The 18,007-nt window shown below is 55.2% G+C and carries 11 protein-coding genes; 6 read left to right on the plus strand and 5 right to left on the minus strand.

Annotation, left to right across the window (positions count from 1 at the left end):
- Position 1: 1 nt before the first annotated feature.
- Together mtnA and mtnK are read right to left on the minus strand one after the other, a co-directional pair.
- Positions 2-1,105, minus strand: a complete 1,104-nt coding sequence (mtnA, locus tag R8G34_10940; protein MDW3223387.1) for an S-methyl-5-thioribose-1-phosphate isomerase — start codon at positions 1,103-1,105, stop codon at positions 2-4.
- On the minus strand, positions 1,102-2,361 hold the full coding sequence (gene mtnK, locus R8G34_10945; GenBank protein MDW3223388.1) for an S-methyl-5-thioribose kinase: 1,260 nt from the start codon (positions 2,359-2,361) through the stop codon (positions 1,102-1,104). Before mtnK ends, mtnA begins: the two co-directional genes overlap by 4 nt.
- Positions 2,362-2,492: 131 nt before the next feature.
- Here mtnK and R8G34_10950 point away from each other — a divergent pair, with 131 nt between their 5' ends.
- The 6 genes from R8G34_10950 to R8G34_10975 all read left to right on the plus strand — a co-directional run bounded on the left by R8G34_10950 (position 2,493) and on the right by R8G34_10975 (position 11,459).
- Positions 2,493-4,010, plus strand: a complete 1,518-nt coding sequence (locus tag R8G34_10950; GenBank protein ID MDW3223389.1) for a sugar ABC transporter ATP-binding protein — start codon at positions 2,493-2,495, stop codon at positions 4,008-4,010.
- Positions 4,007-5,017, plus strand: a complete 1,011-nt coding sequence (locus R8G34_10955; protein ID MDW3223390.1) for an ABC transporter permease — start codon at positions 4,007-4,009, stop codon at positions 5,015-5,017. Before R8G34_10950 ends, R8G34_10955 begins: the two co-directional genes overlap by 4 nt.
- Positions 5,018-5,042: 25 nt before the next feature.
- The gene (locus R8G34_10960; protein ID MDW3223391.1) at positions 5,043-6,083 is read left to right on the plus strand and encodes a substrate-binding domain-containing protein; all 1,041 of its coding nucleotides are present in this window, start codon (positions 5,043-5,045) and stop codon (positions 6,081-6,083) included.
- 558 nt (positions 6,084-6,641) lie between these two features.
- On the plus strand, positions 6,642-8,501 hold the full coding sequence (locus tag R8G34_10965) for an EAL domain-containing protein (protein MDW3223392.1): 1,860 nt from the start codon (positions 6,642-6,644) through the stop codon (positions 8,499-8,501).
- Positions 8,502-9,473: 972 nt separating this feature from the next.
- Positions 9,474-10,256, plus strand: coding sequence for a hypothetical protein (locus R8G34_10970; protein MDW3223393.1), 783 nt, complete (start codon positions 9,474-9,476; stop codon positions 10,254-10,256).
- A gap of 117 nt (positions 10,257-10,373) precedes the next feature.
- Positions 10,374-11,459, plus strand: coding sequence for an MFS transporter (locus R8G34_10975; protein ID MDW3223394.1), 1,086 nt, complete (start codon positions 10,374-10,376; stop codon positions 11,457-11,459).
- Between the two features lie 832 nt (positions 11,460-12,291).
- Here the strand turns inward: R8G34_10975 and R8G34_10980 are convergent.
- From R8G34_10980 to R8G34_10990, 3 genes are all read right to left on the minus strand, one after another.
- Entirely contained in the window at positions 12,292-12,519 is a 228-nt protein-coding gene (locus R8G34_10980; protein MDW3223395.1) for a hypothetical protein, read from the minus strand.
- Between the two features lie 981 nt (positions 12,520-13,500).
- Positions 13,501-15,891 carry a DUF4157 domain-containing protein gene (locus tag R8G34_10985; protein MDW3223396.1) on the minus strand — a complete coding sequence of 797 codons (2,391 nt, stop codon included), beginning with the start codon at positions 15,889-15,891 and terminating at the stop codon, positions 13,501-13,503.
- 1,266 nt (positions 15,892-17,157) lie between these two features.
- Entirely contained in the window at positions 17,158-17,484 is a 327-nt protein-coding gene (locus R8G34_10990; GenBank protein ID MDW3223397.1) for a hypothetical protein, read from the minus strand.
- Positions 17,485-18,007 lie beyond the last annotated feature (523 nt).

An 18,007-nucleotide genomic window follows, 5' to 3' on the forward strand; every position in this document is an offset into this window, starting at 1 on the left:
CTTACTCTGCCGCTTTGGCAAAGTCCGGGAACAGGTCGGACAATCCGGCCTCAGAGGCCTCGCAGACGCCGCGTTCGGTGATCAGGCCCGTGACCAATCGATTTGGTGTGACATCAAAGGCCGGATTGCCCCCTGATGTCCCTGTGGGTGTGACCTGAACTGTGCCAAGGCCGCCCTCCTCGATCAGACCCTGCACATGTGTGACCTCTTGCACGTCGCGCTCCTCGATGGGGATCTCGGCCACACCATCGCTTACCGTCCAATCGATGGTGGGCGAAGGCAATGCAACGTAAAATGGCACGCCGTTATCACGTGCCGCCAGTGCCTTGAGATAAGTGCCGATCTTGTTGCACACGTCGCCGCGCCGGGTTGTGCGGTCGGTTCCCGTGATCACCATATCGACCATGCCGTGCTGCATGAGATGTCCGCCCGCGTTATCGGTGATATAAGTGTGTGGCACGCCGTGCTTGCCGAGTTCCCAAGCGGTCAACGCGCCTTGATTACGCGGGCGGGTTTCGTCAACCCACACATGCAAGGGAACACCTGCGTCCTGGGCATGATACATCGGGCTGGTGGCAGTGCCCCAATCTACCGTCGCAAGCCATCCAGCGTTGCAATGTGTCAGCAAACGCACTGGTTCGCCCGCCGGTTTGCGCGCAGCGATCTCGCGGATAAGGGCCAGACCATTCTCCCCGATCTGGCGGTTGATCTCGACATCCTCATCGGCAATCTCATGTGCCAGTGTCAAGGCAGCGGCGGCGCGGTCCGCCTCGGGCAAAGGCCGCAATGCTGCGCGACAGCGATCCAATGCCCACCGCAAGTTAATCGCAGTCGGGCGGGTTTTTTCCAGAAACGTCCAGGCCGCATCCATATTCGCATCCGATGGGTCTTCGGCCATCGCCAGCGCCATACCATAGGCCGCTGTGGCCCCGATAAGCGGCGCGCCCCGCACCCGCATCTGATAGATAGCATCGGCAAAATCCTGCATCGTAGCCACGGGGATGACGCGAAACTCATGCGGCAACCAGCGTTGGTCAATGATTTCGAGAACTTTGTTTTCGCTGTTCCACCACAAGGACCGGTAATGTGTGCCGTCGATCTTCATAGGAAGTCCTTTCCGTTAAAGTTCCGCGCCAGGGTGCAAACCGATTGCGCATTCGCCAGCGTATCTGCCGCATGGATCAATTCCGCCCCCATGCACAGATTGCGCGCTTCAAGCTGGGCTCGCACCGCCACATCGGCAATTTCCTCGAAATCAGCATTATGCGCCAAGGACAGACACCGTCGGTGCATCTCAATCCCGCAGACCGCCCATGCATCGCACCATATCCCCGCCAGCACCGCATCACAGGCCGCGCCGCTGTCGTGTCCCTGATCTTCAAACAGAGAGGCAGGGTAAAGGATGCCCGTCCGCTCAGTTGCCCACAGATGACGAAATTCTTCGTCAAAGATGCGACAGGTGTCCGCAATCACCCCTAAAATCCATTCCTGATACTCGGAAAGGTCCGAGCTGCGGTGCGCAGGCTGGCTGAAATAGGCCATCAGAAAATTCGCGCATAGCATGCCGATATCGAACCCCATCGGGCCATATTGAACGAACTCAGGATCAATCACCCTGCTATCGCTGTCCGTTGACATGATGGAGCCGGAATGCAAATCGCCATGCACCATCGTTTCTGTGTTTGAAACGAACCGCTGCAATGCTTGCTGCGCCTTGACCTTGAGCCCGGTATCACTGCGCAGTTTCGTGATGATGGGCTCCAGACCTTCGGTGTGGCTGTTCATCTCAGCATCATGATACGGGTCGGTGAATACCAAGGATTCGGTAATGGCCGGAATTTCCACATTGCCGGCAAAGAGCGCCACGTCCGCTTTTTTGGCGGGACTCTGCATCGAGAGCTCGGAGCCGCGAAAGGCTGTCCTTGCGCAATACCGGCCCAGAAAATCTGCAAGACCCGCCACTTTTTCCCCGGCAATCAGCTTGCGACGCAGGATTACATGCGGCGCGAGAAATTCCATGATGATCATCGCCTGTGCTTCATCGAAATGGAATATGACCGGCACAGCGCCCGGATCGCGGGCAGCCTGACGGGTCAGCGCATGATATTCATAAAATGCTCGATAGAGCGGCAAGGGCCAGCTGTCGCCGACAAGGCGCACGTAAGGTAAAGCTTGCTTTACAATTGCCCTGCCGCTGGGGCCACTGACGATAAAGACGAGGTTAAGATTGCCGTCCCCGACCTCATTGACCTGCCAGGTCGCCGCGTCTTGTCCAACGTGTTGCGTCAAGGCGTCGAGGTCTTTCAGGCGCTCTGACAATGTATCAACGGTTAAGGCCTCATACACCGTATCTGCGGTCATCGCTGGCCTCCCTCTCTCGCTCCAACGCACCTTACCTTCAATTACATACCGGCGGATTTATACTTATGTCAAATCATTTGACAAAAGTATTTCACCCCGCCTATCGTCGGGCCACCAAGGGGAGGATGTGAGTGGTCGATGACGCGCTCCAAGTGAATGGTTTGCAGAAATCGTTCGGGAAAAATCATGTGTTGCGCGGCATTGACCTGACCCTGTCACCAGGGTCTGTGACGGTCCTTATGGGGGCAAATGGCGCCGGGAAATCCACTTTGGTCAAGGTCATCTGCGGCCATTATCGCGCCGATGGTGGAACCGTGACATTGACCGGGTCCCCATTTGATCCCATCGATGAGGCAGACGCGATCCGCAAAGGCGTGGTGACCGTGCATCAATCTATTGATGACGGTGTCATTCCTGACTTGGATGTGGCCAATAACCTGATGCTAGATCGCCTTGTCGAGCGTGACCATGGCATTTTTGTGCGCGAACGCCATCTGCGGGCCGAGGCCTCCAAGGTAGCCGCATCTATGGGCATCCATGTGGATCTGCGAGCACGGGTATCGGATTTGTCCGTCGCCGACCGTCAGATGATCGCAATCGCCCGCGCCATGGCACGCGCGCCAAAAGTACTGATCTTGGATGAACCGACGTCATCGCTTTCGGCCTCCGAGGCAGAACGCTTGTTTGACCTGATTGGACGTCTGCGCGCGCAAGGTGTGGCGATCCTTTACATTTCTCACCGCATGTCAGATATCCGGCGCATCGCTGACCGTATTGTGGTGATGCGGGACGGCGCGATTTCGGGCCTGTTCGACACAGAACCCTTAGATTATGCCGCCGCCGTCACGGCCATGCTGGGCCACCGCATGACCGATGTAGACGTCACCGTGCAAAGCGGGACGTCTCCGGTTTTAGAACTGTCCGATCTGCGCCTCTTTGCAGATGCCACGCCTTTCGATCTGACAGTGCATGACGGTGAAGTGATCGCACTTGTGGGTCTCTTAGGGAGCGGTAAAAGCCGGCTGGCCGATGTCCTCTTTGGCATCGCAAAAACCGCAGATGGTCATATTCGCATCAATGGAGACGACTACGCGCCCCGTTCGGTCAAAGAAGCGGTTGCAAAAGGCGTGTTCATGTCGCCCAAGGACCGGAGCACCAACGCGGTGATCCAGGCATTTGACATCGCCGACAACATGACTCTGCCCTTCCTTCAGGGCCTAAGTGCCGGACCATTCCTCAAATCGCGACAACAGCGCAAACGCACCGGCGACATGGTGGATCAGCTTGGTATCGTCTGCCAGTCAACGGGCGATGGTATCGGGACCCTATCGGGAGGCAACCAACAAAAGGTCATGATTGCGCGCTGGCTGCTCGAGCCATCGAAGGTCCTGTTGCTGGATGAACCGTTTCAGGGCGTGGACATCGGCGCGCGACGCGATATCGGAAAACACATCCGCGCCACCGCACAGGGACGCGCCACCCTCGTGTTCCTTGCGGAAATAGACGAAGCCCTCGAAATCGCAGACCGCATTTTCGTGATGAATGAAGGCACAATTGTTGGCGAACACATCAATCAGAAAGTCGATCTCGCTGCATTGGTCGCAGACGTGACCGGGACCAGATCGACCGCATCAGGCACATCCCCATGAACGACCGATACCTCGATTTCGCCATTCGCTATGGCTTTTTGATTCTCCTGATTGGGCTGATCGTCTATTTCAGCCTCGCTGCACCGGGATTCTTTGGTCCTTTGTCGGCCGCCTTTGTGCTGCAATCAGTTGCCATCACGGGCATCCTTGCTCTGGGCGTGACCTGTACACTTGTCGTGGGCGGTTTTGACTTGTCGATTGGTGCGGTGGCGACGTCGGCGCTGATGCTGTCGGCCTACTCCATGGTGATCCTGGAGCACCCCGCAATCGTCGCGGTGGCTTTGTGTCTGGGTATGGGCGCGCTTGTCGGTTTGATAAACGGTCTCCTGATCGTGAAGTTTCGCGTGCCAGATTTGCTGGCCACGCTGGGTATGATGTTTTTACTCATCGGGTTACAGCGCATACCCACTCAAGGAAACTCCATTTCGACAGGTATGATGCTGTCCAATGGCACCGTGGCTGAGGGCACATTTTCAACCGCTTTCCTGTGGCTTGGACGTCACCGCTTTGATGTGGTCATCGAACGTCTGTTGCCGATGCCGGTTGTGATCTTTGTGATCATAGCTTTGTTAATCTGGCTGTACCTCGGCTTTACCCGTCATGGGCGGCTCATGTACGCCATTGGATCCAATGAACGTGCGGCCAGCCTCGTGGGCACGCCAGTCAATCGCTACAAGATCACGGCATATATGATTTCCGGGGTGACCGCTTCCGTCGGAGGCATCCTGTTGGCGGCACGGTTGGGCCGTGGTGATATTGCCAGTGGTAACAACCTGCTACTGGACAGTGTTGCCGCAGCACTGATCGGTTTTGCCGTGCTTGGCGCCGCCCGCCCCAATGCTTTCGGGACGGCCATGGGCGCGCTTTTTGTCGGCATCTTGCTGCAAGGCATGACCATGATGAACGCGCCTTATTACACTCAGGACTTCGTCAAGGGTGCCGTTTTGGTCGCCGCTCTCGTTTTCACATTTTACCTATCCTCGCGCCGCACCGGCTCGGGGCATTGATCATCAGCAATAGGGAGGACCAAATATGCTGAAACGTCACTTCATGGCCCTTGCGAGCGTGGCAAGCCTCGCGCTTGGCGCGGGCGTCGCGACGGCGCAGGACGCACCTGCACCCCTGGACAGTCCAGAGGACGTGACCATCGCCCTCGTGCGCTATCTTTCCACGGGAGACTTCTTTCAGGCCTATCTGTCAGGTGTCGAGAACCAGGCAGCGGCTCTTGGTGTCAATCTGCGTGTTCTGGACAGCCGACAAGACGCCGCCCTTCAGGCCGATATGGTCGAACAGGCTATCGCTCTTGGTGTGGACGGGATCATCATTCAGCACGGGTTGACTGAATCCATGCGGGATGCGGCCCAGCGCGCTGTAGATGCGGGCATCAAGGTGGTTGCTTTTGACGTGAATGTCGAAAATGAGGCCATCCCACAGATCGAGCAGTCGGATTACCTTCTGGGCAAACTAGCTCTGGAACAGGCTGTTGCGGACAATGGCGACAGCTTTTCTGCAGGCTATGTCTACGTGCCGGGCATCGCGCCGCTGGACCGTCGCCACGTCGCTTGGGAAGAGGTGAAACAAGCCAATTCCGGCATCACCGAGGTTGCGCGCATTGGGACGCTCGACAACCCCATTGCCAACGCGAACGCAAACCAAGCACGCGCGGCGCTTCAGGCAAATCCTGGCATTTCCGTCTTTTTCGCGCCCTATAACGAGTTCGCAAAGGGTGTGAAAATTGCTGCGGACGAATTGGGGGTGAGCAATGACATGGCCATTTACTCCGCTGATATCTCGACTGCGGATATTGCCCTGATGCGCGAAGCCGACAGCGCGTGGAAAGCGACTGTGGCGACCAACCCGGCCGTGGTGGGCGAGGTTTCAGTGCGCGCGCTGGCATTGATGCTGGTTGGCGAAAACCCCGGTGCCTCGGTCATCGTGCCGCCTACCTTGATCACACAGTCGTTCCTGAACGACAACAACATCCGCAACATGGAAGATCTAGGCGTAAAAATGCCCCAGTTCCAACATGCTGATGTGGCGATGGCCGACTGGATGCCCCTGCCGGCACGTTAATAACAACAGACCCGGCCCCGCGACTCACGGGGCTGGGTACTTGATGAAAACGAGGGCGACCCTGCTGTTTTGGCCGAATCCGCAAACGAAACTAAAACCCTTTAATTACCCGCGCAAACAGGTTTTGACACCGGCGTTTTGACCGAAACAAGAGGTAGCATCGACTGAGAAATCTCGGCGATTTTTCTACTTGATGACGTCATCTTCGATCCGGGCCGGACCTCCAATTGCGGTTCTGGCACATTGTTCGAAGACGCGGCCTGACATTAGCTCCAAACTGCCGATGTGTTCCGACCCAAATTAGTGCTGTGAAGCCTGCGTTTGATGCCGTTGACCGGCCTTTCAGTGGCGTCATTTCACGCGGCGGATTTCTGTTCCATCATCGCTCCTCAACGGCTTGCATGAACTGCCCGTCATCAGAACCTTGAAAGACTGGCAATTCGGCGATCGCATGCAATCATTCCACTTGTTCACAAAAAGATTGTTCACGTCGTCTTGGCTTAAACTTTCCTAATTGTTTGAGTGTCATATCACCTTCGAACAACGTAGAACCCGGCCGTGATACCTGCTCTGATCCTCAATCAAATCAATGAGAAGGCTATCGAGGGCCTCGCGCTTGCTTTGGCATCAAACGATGATGGCGCTATCATGGAGATTAAATGGTGTAACAGCGCTTTTACCCGCATCACCGGGTACAGCGAGGCGGAGGCCGTAGGTCAACGTGGCTCCATTCTGATCGGTCCGGATGTAGAACAGGGCGTTCACTTATCTATCATGGAAAGATTGATGAAATGGGAAACCTTCTCGATCAAGGCGCTGAACAACCGCAAGAATGGAGAAGCCTATTGGCAAAAGATGAGTTGGACGCATCTATCCGATCCTCAGACGGGAAATCACTGGTGGCTCTGCTCGATCATTGAAGTGGACGACGAACGCACCGGGTCGGTCGAGAATGCGCCACTCAGTCCTGCAAAATTGGATCTGGATGGCTACGAGAGAGTGGACGCTAAGGTTCGTCGCTTGGAGAAAGAGAATGCGCGGCTGCACAAACTTGCGAAATCGGTGGCCCGGGATGCGAACGAAGACGCGCTGACCGGTCTTTCAAACCGGCGACATTTTGCAGTTGAGTTGAAAACTTGGATTGCAAACTTGAAAAAGTACGGAACGGAATTTGCCGTGCTCTACATTGATCTCGACCGTTTTAAGTTTGTAAACGATACGCTTGGCCATGAAGCTGGCGACCAGTTATTGGTTTCGGTTGCCGGCATGTTGCGCAAGCTGACCGATAAATCCGATCTGGTCGCCCGTCTTGGCGGTGACGAATTCGTGATTTTGAAACCGCTGGCGGAAAGCGCTCTCAACATCAGCACTCTAGCCGATCAAATTGTTCAGCGGATGCAGATACCATTCACCTGTGAAGGAATGTCGATCGCCTGCAGCGCGAGCGTCGGCGTGGCAATTGCAAATGTGAAGATGGCAGATCCCGAACAGGTGGTCGCAGATTCTGATGTCGCACTTTATCATGCGAAGTCGCAAGGCAAGGGACGCTGGTCGTTCTTTACGGAAGACATGCATGCCATTGCAATCGCAAGCAAGCAACTGGCATCGGACTTGCTGCTGGCATGCGAAAGACGCGAATTCATTCCCTATTTCCAGCCTTTGATTGACGCGAAGACAGGTAGAATCGCGTGTGCCGAGATGTTGGTGAGGTGGTCACATCCAGCCAGAGGCATTCTCGCACCAGCTGCATTTCTTGGTACTGCGGCAGATTTGGGGATCCTCAAACGGATAGATGAAATCATCTTTGCCACTCTGCGCGAGTCTCTGGCTTGTCTGGACTCTGCTGGCATTGATCTTCCCCGTGTTGCTGTCAATGTCTCAGCAGCCCGGTTGGCAGATCCCACCTTTATTCACGACATAAAAAGCTCTGGTATCAGGCCGGAACGACTAACGGTCGAGATTCTCGAGTCAGTCTATCTGGATCAGATGGATGACGTGGTGCGATGGACCATTGACGAACTTGACGAGTTGGGCGTGACGGTTGCTCTTGACGATTTTGGTACCGGGCATGCTTCGGTCCGTGGTCTACTTGAAACAAGACCGGCAATCCTCAAGATTGATCGCCACTTCATCCAACTTGTCCTCGAGGATGTGAGCGCAAGGCCGCTTGTTGAATCTATCATCGGCATTGGGAAGAGTCTCGGTATGAGCATCGTTGCTGAAGGCGTCGAGTCCGAAGAGCACGCGCTAATCGTTACGGAAATGGGTTGTGATTTCCTGCAAGGCTTCTATTTCGGCGAACCAATGAGCAAAGAGAATCTGCGCGACCGACTTAACGAAACCGGGGGCACGTTCTGGTCGCCCAGACCTGAAAACCGGAAAGACAACACGGAGCCCGGCAACGGTCAGGCGGGTTGAGCTTTCAACTTTGACTATGCGCAACGTGTAGCCGGAGGTTTTTCTGTCACAAGACTCTTGCTTAGGTGCTCTCAGACCTAAGGTTTGATCAAAATAGACATTGTTCAAGCCAACTGATGACGCGAAACCACTATGCTTTCATTGAAACGTCTAAGCGGCGGCGGTTACAGCAAGGTCTATCGCGCGGGAAAGCGCGTCGTTGGCGCAGTGCACCGGTCTTGAACTGGCACAGACCTGCCTGCGCCCTGGTCCAACTTCATAGACACAGGACATATATGCGCCATCCACATTGACGGACGCACATGGGATCCACCTGCCGCCAGGCCCTTCGACGGCATTTCCAATCTGCACGTTCACGCAACCCGGAGGCGGGCAGGACACGAGAAGATCCTCACTGAACAACTCATTGATACTCATAGCGACCCCTTTGGCCCGCAATAATTCAGACTGGATTTGGCCAAAGTGTGGCTATGCTTGCGCTTGCGCCTTCAAAGTGTCGCAATTCAGACAACCAGAGTAAATTTAACAGAGCCCGCAAATGGACTGTGAGCATAGTTTGAACTCCGAGAGCGCCAGTAAACATATTTAAAACAAAGAGTTGGCGAAAGGTCAGAATGAAGCCTCAATTTCAATAATTTTTAAGGGCTTTCCTTGCTTTGGCCGTTTTTTTGTCCCGGGTGTTCAAGGCGCACCCGGATGGCGGGAAGCGCGGAAGGCTTGCAGATACGCGCGCAAGAACGACATGAAGTACAGCAGTAAACCGGAGATAGGACGCAAGTTCTCGATTTGCGTAGTCCACGAGCTGCACACAGTGGAACGAGCAACCTAACGCAAGGCCCGCTCCTGATGAACGTAAGATGATCGGGCAGTCATCTTCAAGTCTTACAACCCAACAATCGTAACTAACGCAACATTAACCATTTGATGGGACCTTGCAGGCTTGATCGGGAACAGAGGGTAAGTTGCATGGGGATGTCACCACGTAGACTGTTTGGATTGACAAAGCATCTGTCACGCATCCTCCATGACCTTGAAGAGGCGGGAATTCAGGTCGAAGTTGGAGACGACTTTTCCAGGTATCGCGCCTACCGGAGCCAGCAGCTTGATCGGGGTCCCATCTATGCCATGTTCGATGTTACGAGTTCGTTTGTTGATCGGACTAACGGCTTTTGGATCTGCGGTTTCAATTCAAGTGGTGAATTGATCCATACTCAGGCCGTGCGACTTCTTGACCTGTCAGGCGTGTCACTGGCAAAACATCTCAGCGACCACCGCCATAAATACATTACCCCGGACACAACGCCCGATCCGGATCTTACATATTACTCGGGTCCGAAAGCGCTCAAAACAATCACTGGAACAGTCTGCTACCAAGGCGATTTTTGGCTCCGCGCCCGTGGCCTTGGTGGTCCGCGCAGTCAGGGTGCGACTGCACTTTTGTCGCGAATTCTGCTTGAGATTGCGATGCAAGCTTGGGATCCAGACTATTTCTTTGCGTTCGTACCAAAACAACTCGGAGCAAAGGGCGCACATCTTCGTTATGGCTACTGCCATTGCGAACCGGGCCGTTGGCTGGGCCCGGATCAACAAGTGACGGAGGAAGATTACCTGATCTGGATGGATGCGGATGACATGGCCAATATGAAGCCACAGGAGGCACTCAGCGTTCAGCGCCCTGCCGGGGTTACATCTCTCGGATCCCTTCGCACACCGGTTCACGAAAAGGACGATCTCAATGTGCGAGAAAACATGTGACCGGCGTCAATACACACCAGTTTCCAGCACATTCTTGGCATCAGTAGAGATCGTTCCATGGCCGGTTCATCACGCATAGCGATTATTGGACCAATTGTCGCAAACATAGCATTTGTAATGGAACTTACGCTCGTCCCATTGCTTTTGCCGGCAATCCAAAAGGAATTCGGACTCTCAATCGGCGATCTCGCCTGGGTGTTTAACACATACGGCATTGCGGTTGCCGCCGGCGTTTTGTGCGGCGGGTGGTGTGGTGACGTTTTCAATACAAAGAAAGTCTTCGGTTACGGGGTCGCCTTCTTCGCTTTTGGATCGTTCCTCGTGGCGGCTTCCAACAGTTTCGACATGCTTATTATTGGACGCATGTTACAGGGCTTTGGCGGCGGTATGTTTTCTCCACTCGTGCCAATTCTTCTGACGCGAGCCTCGTCGCAGAAACCCGGAAGAACGCTCATCTTCTGGGGCAGCGTTGCGGGCTATGTTGCCGCGTTGGCGCCACTTTTCTATGGGAGTTTGCCGGGCGCGCAAAACTGGAACGTCGCCTTCATCGTGAACGCGATGGTAGCAATTGCGGCTTTGTTGATCCTTTGCGGATCACCAGTTGTGGACACCCCCTCACCGCATTCGCCTGCGCAGAAGGTGCGTGCTGGTCTGTTTCGAAATCGAGATCTCTGGGTGACTTTCCTATATGTTTTCTGTACATATGGATCGATTACCTATTGCCTGTTTTATCTTCCTATCCGACTGGCAAGCGAAAACGTTCAGGCGGCGAGCGTCGGTTTCATTCTATCGGTTATGTGGCTGACATTCTCCGGCTTCAGCACTGTCCTGCGCAACCTTGTGGACAAACCCCATATCCGAATAATCATGCTTGCGGCGCCGCTCCTGATAGCCGCCGCGTTGCCGCTTTTGTTTTTTGCAGACAACCTTGTGCTGCTTGTGATTTCATCCGTTTTCATCGGTACGAGTCTGGCGTGTAGCAACGCGCCTTCTACACAACTGATCCTGAGGTTTGCACCCATTGGAATGAGTGCAGTCGCAACGAGTATTGACATCACAGTCGCGCGTCTTGGCGGCATTGCGACGGTGGCCCTCCTTGCGGAAACGAAAGTTGTCTATGCCGCCACTGTGATATGTTTTTTATCCGTACTCGCAGTATGTTGTACGTTAACCGTCAGCAGAAGGCTTACCGATGGCACATGAATCCAAGCGATTGACAATGAACACTTTTTCTTGTTTCGTAGATACTTTCAATTCTTTGGTGCTATTCGGAATGCTGGGGCACTAGGGGCAGGTTACATCATGATAGGATATCAACGACCGCAAAGAGGCAGGCGAAATCGCAATGCAACTTAGCTGATATACCGCTGCGCGCGAAGTATATGCCAGATTGAACAGATCTATAGATCTCGGTTACATGGTTCTGGTCCAAGTCCCACGCTTTGTGCAGAAGCACGACCCGCTTAAAACAGCACGTGATCGCTTCGAACACCCGTCAACCGGCACAAGTCGTATTCGGTGGCGAAATAGACCACTTTTCGGGAAATGTAATCCATTCCAAGATACGTTGGCATTGCGGTTTTGCTCTTTCGTGACGTTTTTGTTGCCGCTGTCACGCAGGAATCTGGGTGGGCTGAAGAGACTTGGGGCAACATTTGTCGGCGAGGTGGACTTTGATGGGTCGGCTTTTCTCAAGTACCGACTGGAGACGGAATGACCGTTTTGATCTGCTCGACAGATCACGATCATGGACCCGTTTTCGATGCCCCGGGCGACAAGCGGTTCTGTGAGTGCGAGGGGGTGACGTGTTCGGGCTGCGTATCCTTTGGGGGTCTATGTGAAGTTGGTCCTGGCGCTTGATGAGGGCGTCCGGGGTTTGATCAGTCGGAATGGCATTAGCCCGGGCAGAAGTGTGCCACCGCTGCCACAACAGGCCGGCTTGATCGGCCAACATGATCTATCGGGCAGGTGGTGGTTGTTTTGCTCACGCCGCAGTCCCCATGTTTGGGTCATGAACTGTTTCATTGCGCCGGATTCAGTGCAGGGTGATCGCGATCTTCCCGGCAGCAGCGGCAGGTTTTTGCAGCCTTTTCGCGGGTGCCGGCCTGTCGCCCCTGCCAGCAAGGATCATGGCTGTTTGATTCGAGGGATTGATGTGGTGGCCGCCGCAGATCACGATCCCCGCCTTTTGGGATGCGCCCTGCCCCCTCCCTTTCACCGGATTGAGAGCGTCGTGGCGTGAGGCCAGCAAACACACCGACATTTTTTATTTCTTGAACCGCGCCGCCTCACCCCGGTGGCTGGATCACGGGCGCCCGCTTTGACAGGCTGATCGCCAGAACCCTGCCGCATCATGGCGCGATGCGCGCGCCAAAGGTTTTCAAGACGCCGCATCGAAGGCCCCCGCAATGCCTTACGCATCCGGATCAGAGGGTCACCCGTGGCGGTCAAAACACGCATGCATCCTGGTACCTCGCGTCCCGTCACTCGCACCGCCCTCGCCCAGGAAAACCACCGCCAAAAAAATACAGCGGCCGGAAAACATCGTCTATTTGACCGAACTCATATCGTAAGACTGTTGCGCGATAATGAAACCATTGACGCATGGGGGCGCATATAAGCGTCGACGACAACTGGCGCCGCTTCTCGCGTGTTATTAATCTAATTGGTAATGATCGACTGGCACCGTAAGACGTGACGCAACATCAATTTGGTGGGGGCGTTCCTCAGTCTGGCCCGCGAGCATGCCTGGTTGTATCAACCGCGTTCTGTCCCAACCTGCAAGTGCCACAGCCAAGCTCGTGCTTGGCTGTGAACTACTCTGAACTCCCGGTGCAGCCATCCTGCGTTTCAATCGCCCGTGGGAGACCAACCGAATGAGCGCGACCAAGCGGCACGCAAAAAGCGGATCGCTCTCATACGCGGCTTCATCTCGCTGTCATCTGTCCATGCAACGCTCCGGAGAACGGAAGCCACGCGAACGATCTAATATGCGCACGCCCATCACGAACAGGCAGACGTCGCAGGCGAAATTCGCGGGGTGACGCGCTCGTGTGAACCGACGTTTCGACCAATGCGTTTCTCACGCAGAAACATACACCGATGCCACAAACCCTTCATATGCCCTGCATTTAGGTTAGTAGACGGAAGCCTCGCGCATACCGTGGTGTTTAGTGCCTTGCCCCGGCGTCACATACTTGCCGAAAAGGGAGAAACGGCAAGAGCGTGCAACAGAAGCGTTGCTCTACCAGGCGGGCGCGGGCGGGGTGGCAACCACGCCTCCCGGAGTATCACGAGCCTTGATGTCAGCGACGGACGCGGCCTCATTGCGTTGGTTGAGAAGATGAACCGCTTCGGACAGATATGTCGCAAGCGGCACCCAATCGGCCTTCGGGAACCGGATGTTATCGCCCAGTTTAGGTACCATATTGCGCATCTCGAAGACGGCTGCCATGCGCTCCGGCTCACCCGCAGGGCGCGTATCGCCCCCGCGCGTCCCCCCGCCCGGATCTATGCTTTCATCTGGTCTTTGTTGGAAGCCCCCGAAGTTGGCGGTAATCCCGTCGGTGGCCTGAGTGAAGACATTGTCGGCAAAAGTATTGCAGGTCGTCGCCATGTAGGGGGGGACAGGAGCTGCATAGTTCTCGGCCGGATTGTTCATCAGACGCGTTCCACCCGCCCGTCCGCAGACCCCCATCAACCACCCGATAACCATATTGCGGTTCGCCGCCGATGCTTCAATCCAGACACGCTCTGCCGGTGGGACCAGGCGCTGGTAAATATGCGACAGATCCGTGCGCGACAAAAGGTCGGTCAGGTTCTTGTCCAGCGGGTTGTTGCCCACGGCCCAATGTTTGCCCAGACGCAGATACTGGCACATCAGGATCAACAAGCCGCGCATATTGACAAAACTCGGGGCACCACCGCCGATTTGCGCCTTCATGTTGTTGACGACTTGCGTGGCGCTATTGACGGCAAGGGCCATTTCAACCTGGGCGCGGTTGACCGTGACACCGCCAGCGCCCAAAGGCAACGTATCGGCCTGATGTTGAAGGCCGAAATGAGCCTGCGGCGACGAGAAGGCAATCGTGCTATTCATCAGAGCCCCGATCTGGGTGAGATCAATGGCAAAGGTCGATTGGATCGATGCATCTGTATTCTGATAAGGTACGTTATCGTTCCCGACATGCGTGTTGGGGCGCAGGATGTTGGCATTGGCCATGCCGTTCAGAGGTGCCCGATTGGCGAAGTTGTTTGTGGCTCCCTCAACCGCCGTGGCAAGGGCCACAGCCTCGGTCATCGCCGTAACAAGATCCGCGCGCCCAGCCGGCGTCTCGGTTTCATAAGGGCGCGTGACGATTTCAAGAATTGACGCATACCGAGAGGTGCCTGCCCCTGCGATTGGGTGTTCTGTTTCGACCGGCGGGGCCGGGTTTGCAGCCGTTGGGTCCGGCTGAAACAGACGTGCCATGCCGCCGGGAATGGCCGCGTTCGTCGGGTCCGTCCAGAATGCGCGATGGTGATGGGCGGAGGTACGCAATTGCCCCAGCATAGTGCGCGCGCCCCGATACCTGTTGCGGCGTGCATTGCTTCTGAACAGTCGCCATGTCGGTGGCATATCGTTTGTTGCAAGCCAGCTGGTCGCACTAAAGACGATGGTCCGCATGGCGGCGGCGGCATCTGTTGGCTCCCAGTTCTGGTGGGCCCGTCTGTAGTCGGTAATGGCGTTGTCAATTTGCAGCAGCCTGTTGTTCTGAAGGCCAGTAGTGTTGTTGTTCGGAGGGCGTGCATAGATGGTCGCATCGTTGGTTGCGGCTTGCCAGGCAGCCGGATCAAACATGCCAAGGGCGGGTCGCGTATCTGCGACGGGTCCGGCGGCAGTTGGATCAGCGCCGACCTCGGTTGAGTAATTCTGCGGCAGATCATAGGCCCCAAGAGTCACCGCGTTGATGTTTGGGTTTGCGGCTGTTGGCAGCCGTGTGGCCACACTGAAGTTCGCATTCTGAGGTGCCGTTGGTGTCGGACCGGCCACCTGACCGTTGTGATCAACCTGCAGTTCGAGCTGCTGAGCTCCGTAGCTGCCCAGAAATGTTTTTTCCGGGGGAGGGCGACCATTTATATCGACCAGCGCGAGCATTTCAAGTTCGAAGCCCATCTTGGCCTGGAGGACATCACCGCCAGTCGCACCGGGCTTATGCTGCAGCTGCGGCGTTTCGCCCGAGTGCGCGCGGCTGCCAAGACGTGCGGCACGTGCGCCCATCTGATCAGCCTCTTGTTCCAATGCTGTGTCATCGTTGATTGCCTGAGCGCGAAGCTGCGTGGTCGGGCGCACGCGGCCCTGAGATTGCTGGACGACATGCCAAGCTTCATGCGGCAAATGTTGCTCTTGCCCGGGACCCAGATGGATATCGCGCCCCTGAGCATAGGCCATTGCGCCCATCCGTGCCGGGTCCGGCGAATTGCGGTGCACACGGACATCGGCCACAGAATGCCCCGACAGTTGGTGGATACCGTGCTGCAAGCCCTTCGGCAGATCGCTGGATCTATCCGACGCGACATTTGAATCTGTCGCAGATGCGTCCTGTGCGGGATGCGGCTCTGCCATGGCTTGCAAAACAGCCAGCCTTTGGGTCACCTGACTTCCCTCGGCCGCTTGCTGCAGGTCGGCCAGAACGTTCTGCTCACCGGAGGCTCTTTGTGCAGCCTGCAGGCTACTCTGGCTCAGTTGTCTGACCGAGCGCTGCGACGTCGTTTGAGGCTTTTGGCACTGCACTCTGGTACACCTGAACGGCCGTAAGAATCCACGTTCTTACGCCTCGTTAGCAGAAATCCAGGTCGGTTGCATTAATTATGTATCTTCTGGCATGCGTTACATTGGTCGTTACCAAAAGGGGATTGTTTGCGTCGGCCAATGAATGAAGTTTCCATGTTGCGTCAGAAATTTCGAAAATCCGGGACCCAAGGCAATCGCACGGTTCACGAGCGAGACCGGACCTTTCGCCTAGGACGTGGTGCTTTTGGCGGTGCATTGATGCAATTAATGCTCCCTGTTTGGTCGCGGTGCTCAGCATTTTCTTGCAGAACGCCGTATCGCCGAGGATGTGATTGCGGTTTTGCAGGCAGCGTGTCTTTGGGGCTCTCTGCCGCGCGACATTGATCAAATCGGTCAATTGGTCGATTGTCATCGGACTACCGCCTGGCGTGAAGTCGTGCAGTGACAAAAGGGAGCCTAAAGAAATGTAAAATAAGCACAAATATTTGAATATCCGTAAAAGGTGTGACTTTGGGCATTGAAACAACCTCTCGGGATCAAGAGATGGATCCAACACCTATCGGCGGCAAAGAACATTCTGAAAGGTAACTGGACGCAGAGAGCAATTCAGAAGGGCCGCGTCGCAAACAATCAATCCGGAGACCTCAATAAAATTGTCGCGGCTACGCGTCTATCTGAAAAAGAGGACCTAAATGGAGAAGTCACGGCGTTCCTATCGCGGCGTAACTCGGCAAGATGGACCGCTTAATCCCATTGCAATCGACATCAAATGCACCACGGCGCGTAGATCCAAAACCCAACTCACTCCAGAGCGGCGACGACAAATTCTTCGATCAACTTCAGGCGTATCCGGTCCTGTGTCGCAATCAGCCATGTGTCTTTTTGCTAGGTCAGCTCGCGGTGCATGACTTCGACCAACCATTCCCGCAACAGCGCATTTTGCGCAGGAAAATGGCTACGCCGCTGCCTTGTAAAACCGCTTCGCATCACCGGAAAGGTGATCATCGTGATCGACTTTTGGAGGGGCAAGCCTGCCTGAGACAGTTTTGTCGAGAAACTTGCGCATTGGGGAGCCGCGTTTCGAGATGGTCAACCGCTCTTGCAAAAAATTCCGACGGGCCGACAATCCTAACCGTTAGTTGACGCATCGATCACTGGTCCTAAGTCCGCGAAACGGTGTCGGACTATGCCCGGTGCACTTGTCCAGTCAAACAAGCTAAAATTAGCGTCCACATCCAAATGACGTTGTGAATAAAGCGCGACGATGCGCAGCGCCGGATGCGACGAGTTCGCGATGACTTTGAGCCATGCGCGCTTTACAGTGTCATATCCTTCAACGCGCTTGGGAACTTTTTCATTCAGTGCGACAAACCCGTCCGCGAGGTCGCAGAAATCCTCTCGCGCAGGTGTCAGCCATACGCTGTCGCGGCCACTCAAAAGCAAAAGGGGTTCCAACGCTCTGCTCAAGGTGCGCGATTTGCTGCATTACGGTGGATTGGGTGACATCCACCCGGGTTGCGGCTACAGAAAAATTACCGGTGCGCACCACATATGCGAATGCAATACTCTGATGAAAGTTGGGACACGTGGATACTCTCCTACCCGGCACGATGTGCTCCAGTGGTTTCACGAATACGACGTCACAGACATATAGCCTCTTCCGCCTACTGTTTGAATAACTGAGGGGGAATCAACGATGACCAGGGAGCGATAGACCGCGTTTTACATGGCGTAATCATTGTTCATCTGTTTTTCAGGTGACCAACGGATTTGGCGTGCTGCAAGTGCTTCAATTTCATAGTTCTTCTCGTCTTTTCGCCTTGTTTCGCAATGGCTGTGTCCTGCCCAGAGTAGATATCAGTGGGCGCGAGACCGTTTAGGCCCGCCTGCCAAAGTTGGTGAGCATAGTAATAAACAAGGGTTCGATATGGGCCGCGAGATCACCGGGCGCGCGTCACAGACGATAGCTGTGCGCAAG

Source organism: Paracoccaceae bacterium (assembly GCA_033344815.1).
In the GTDB taxonomy this organism is placed as follows: domain Bacteria; phylum Pseudomonadota; class Alphaproteobacteria; order Rhodobacterales; family Rhodobacteraceae; genus Roseobacter.

Coding starts and splice junctions, on each gene's coding strand:
- R8G34_10975 (MDW3223394.1), top strand. CDS start 10,374: ATGGAACTTACGCTCGTCCCATTGCTTTTGCCGGCAATCCAAAAGGAA.
- mtnA (MDW3223387.1), bottom strand. CDS start 1,105: ATGAAGATCGACGGCACACATTACCGGTCCTTGTGGTGGAACAGCGAA.
- R8G34_10980 (MDW3223395.1), bottom strand. CDS start 12,519: ATGTCGGTGTGTTTGCTGGCCTCACGCCACGACGCTCTCAATCCGGTG.
- R8G34_10970 (MDW3223393.1), top strand. CDS start 9,474: ATGTCACCACGTAGACTGTTTGGATTGACAAAGCATCTGTCACGCATC.
- R8G34_10955 (MDW3223390.1), top strand. CDS start 4,007: ATGAACGACCGATACCTCGATTTCGCCATTCGCTATGGCTTTTTGATT.
- R8G34_10960 (MDW3223391.1), top strand. CDS start 5,043: ATGCTGAAACGTCACTTCATGGCCCTTGCGAGCGTGGCAAGCCTCGCG.
- mtnK (MDW3223388.1), bottom strand. CDS start 2,361: ATGACCGCAGATACGGTGTATGAGGCCTTAACCGTTGATACATTGTCA.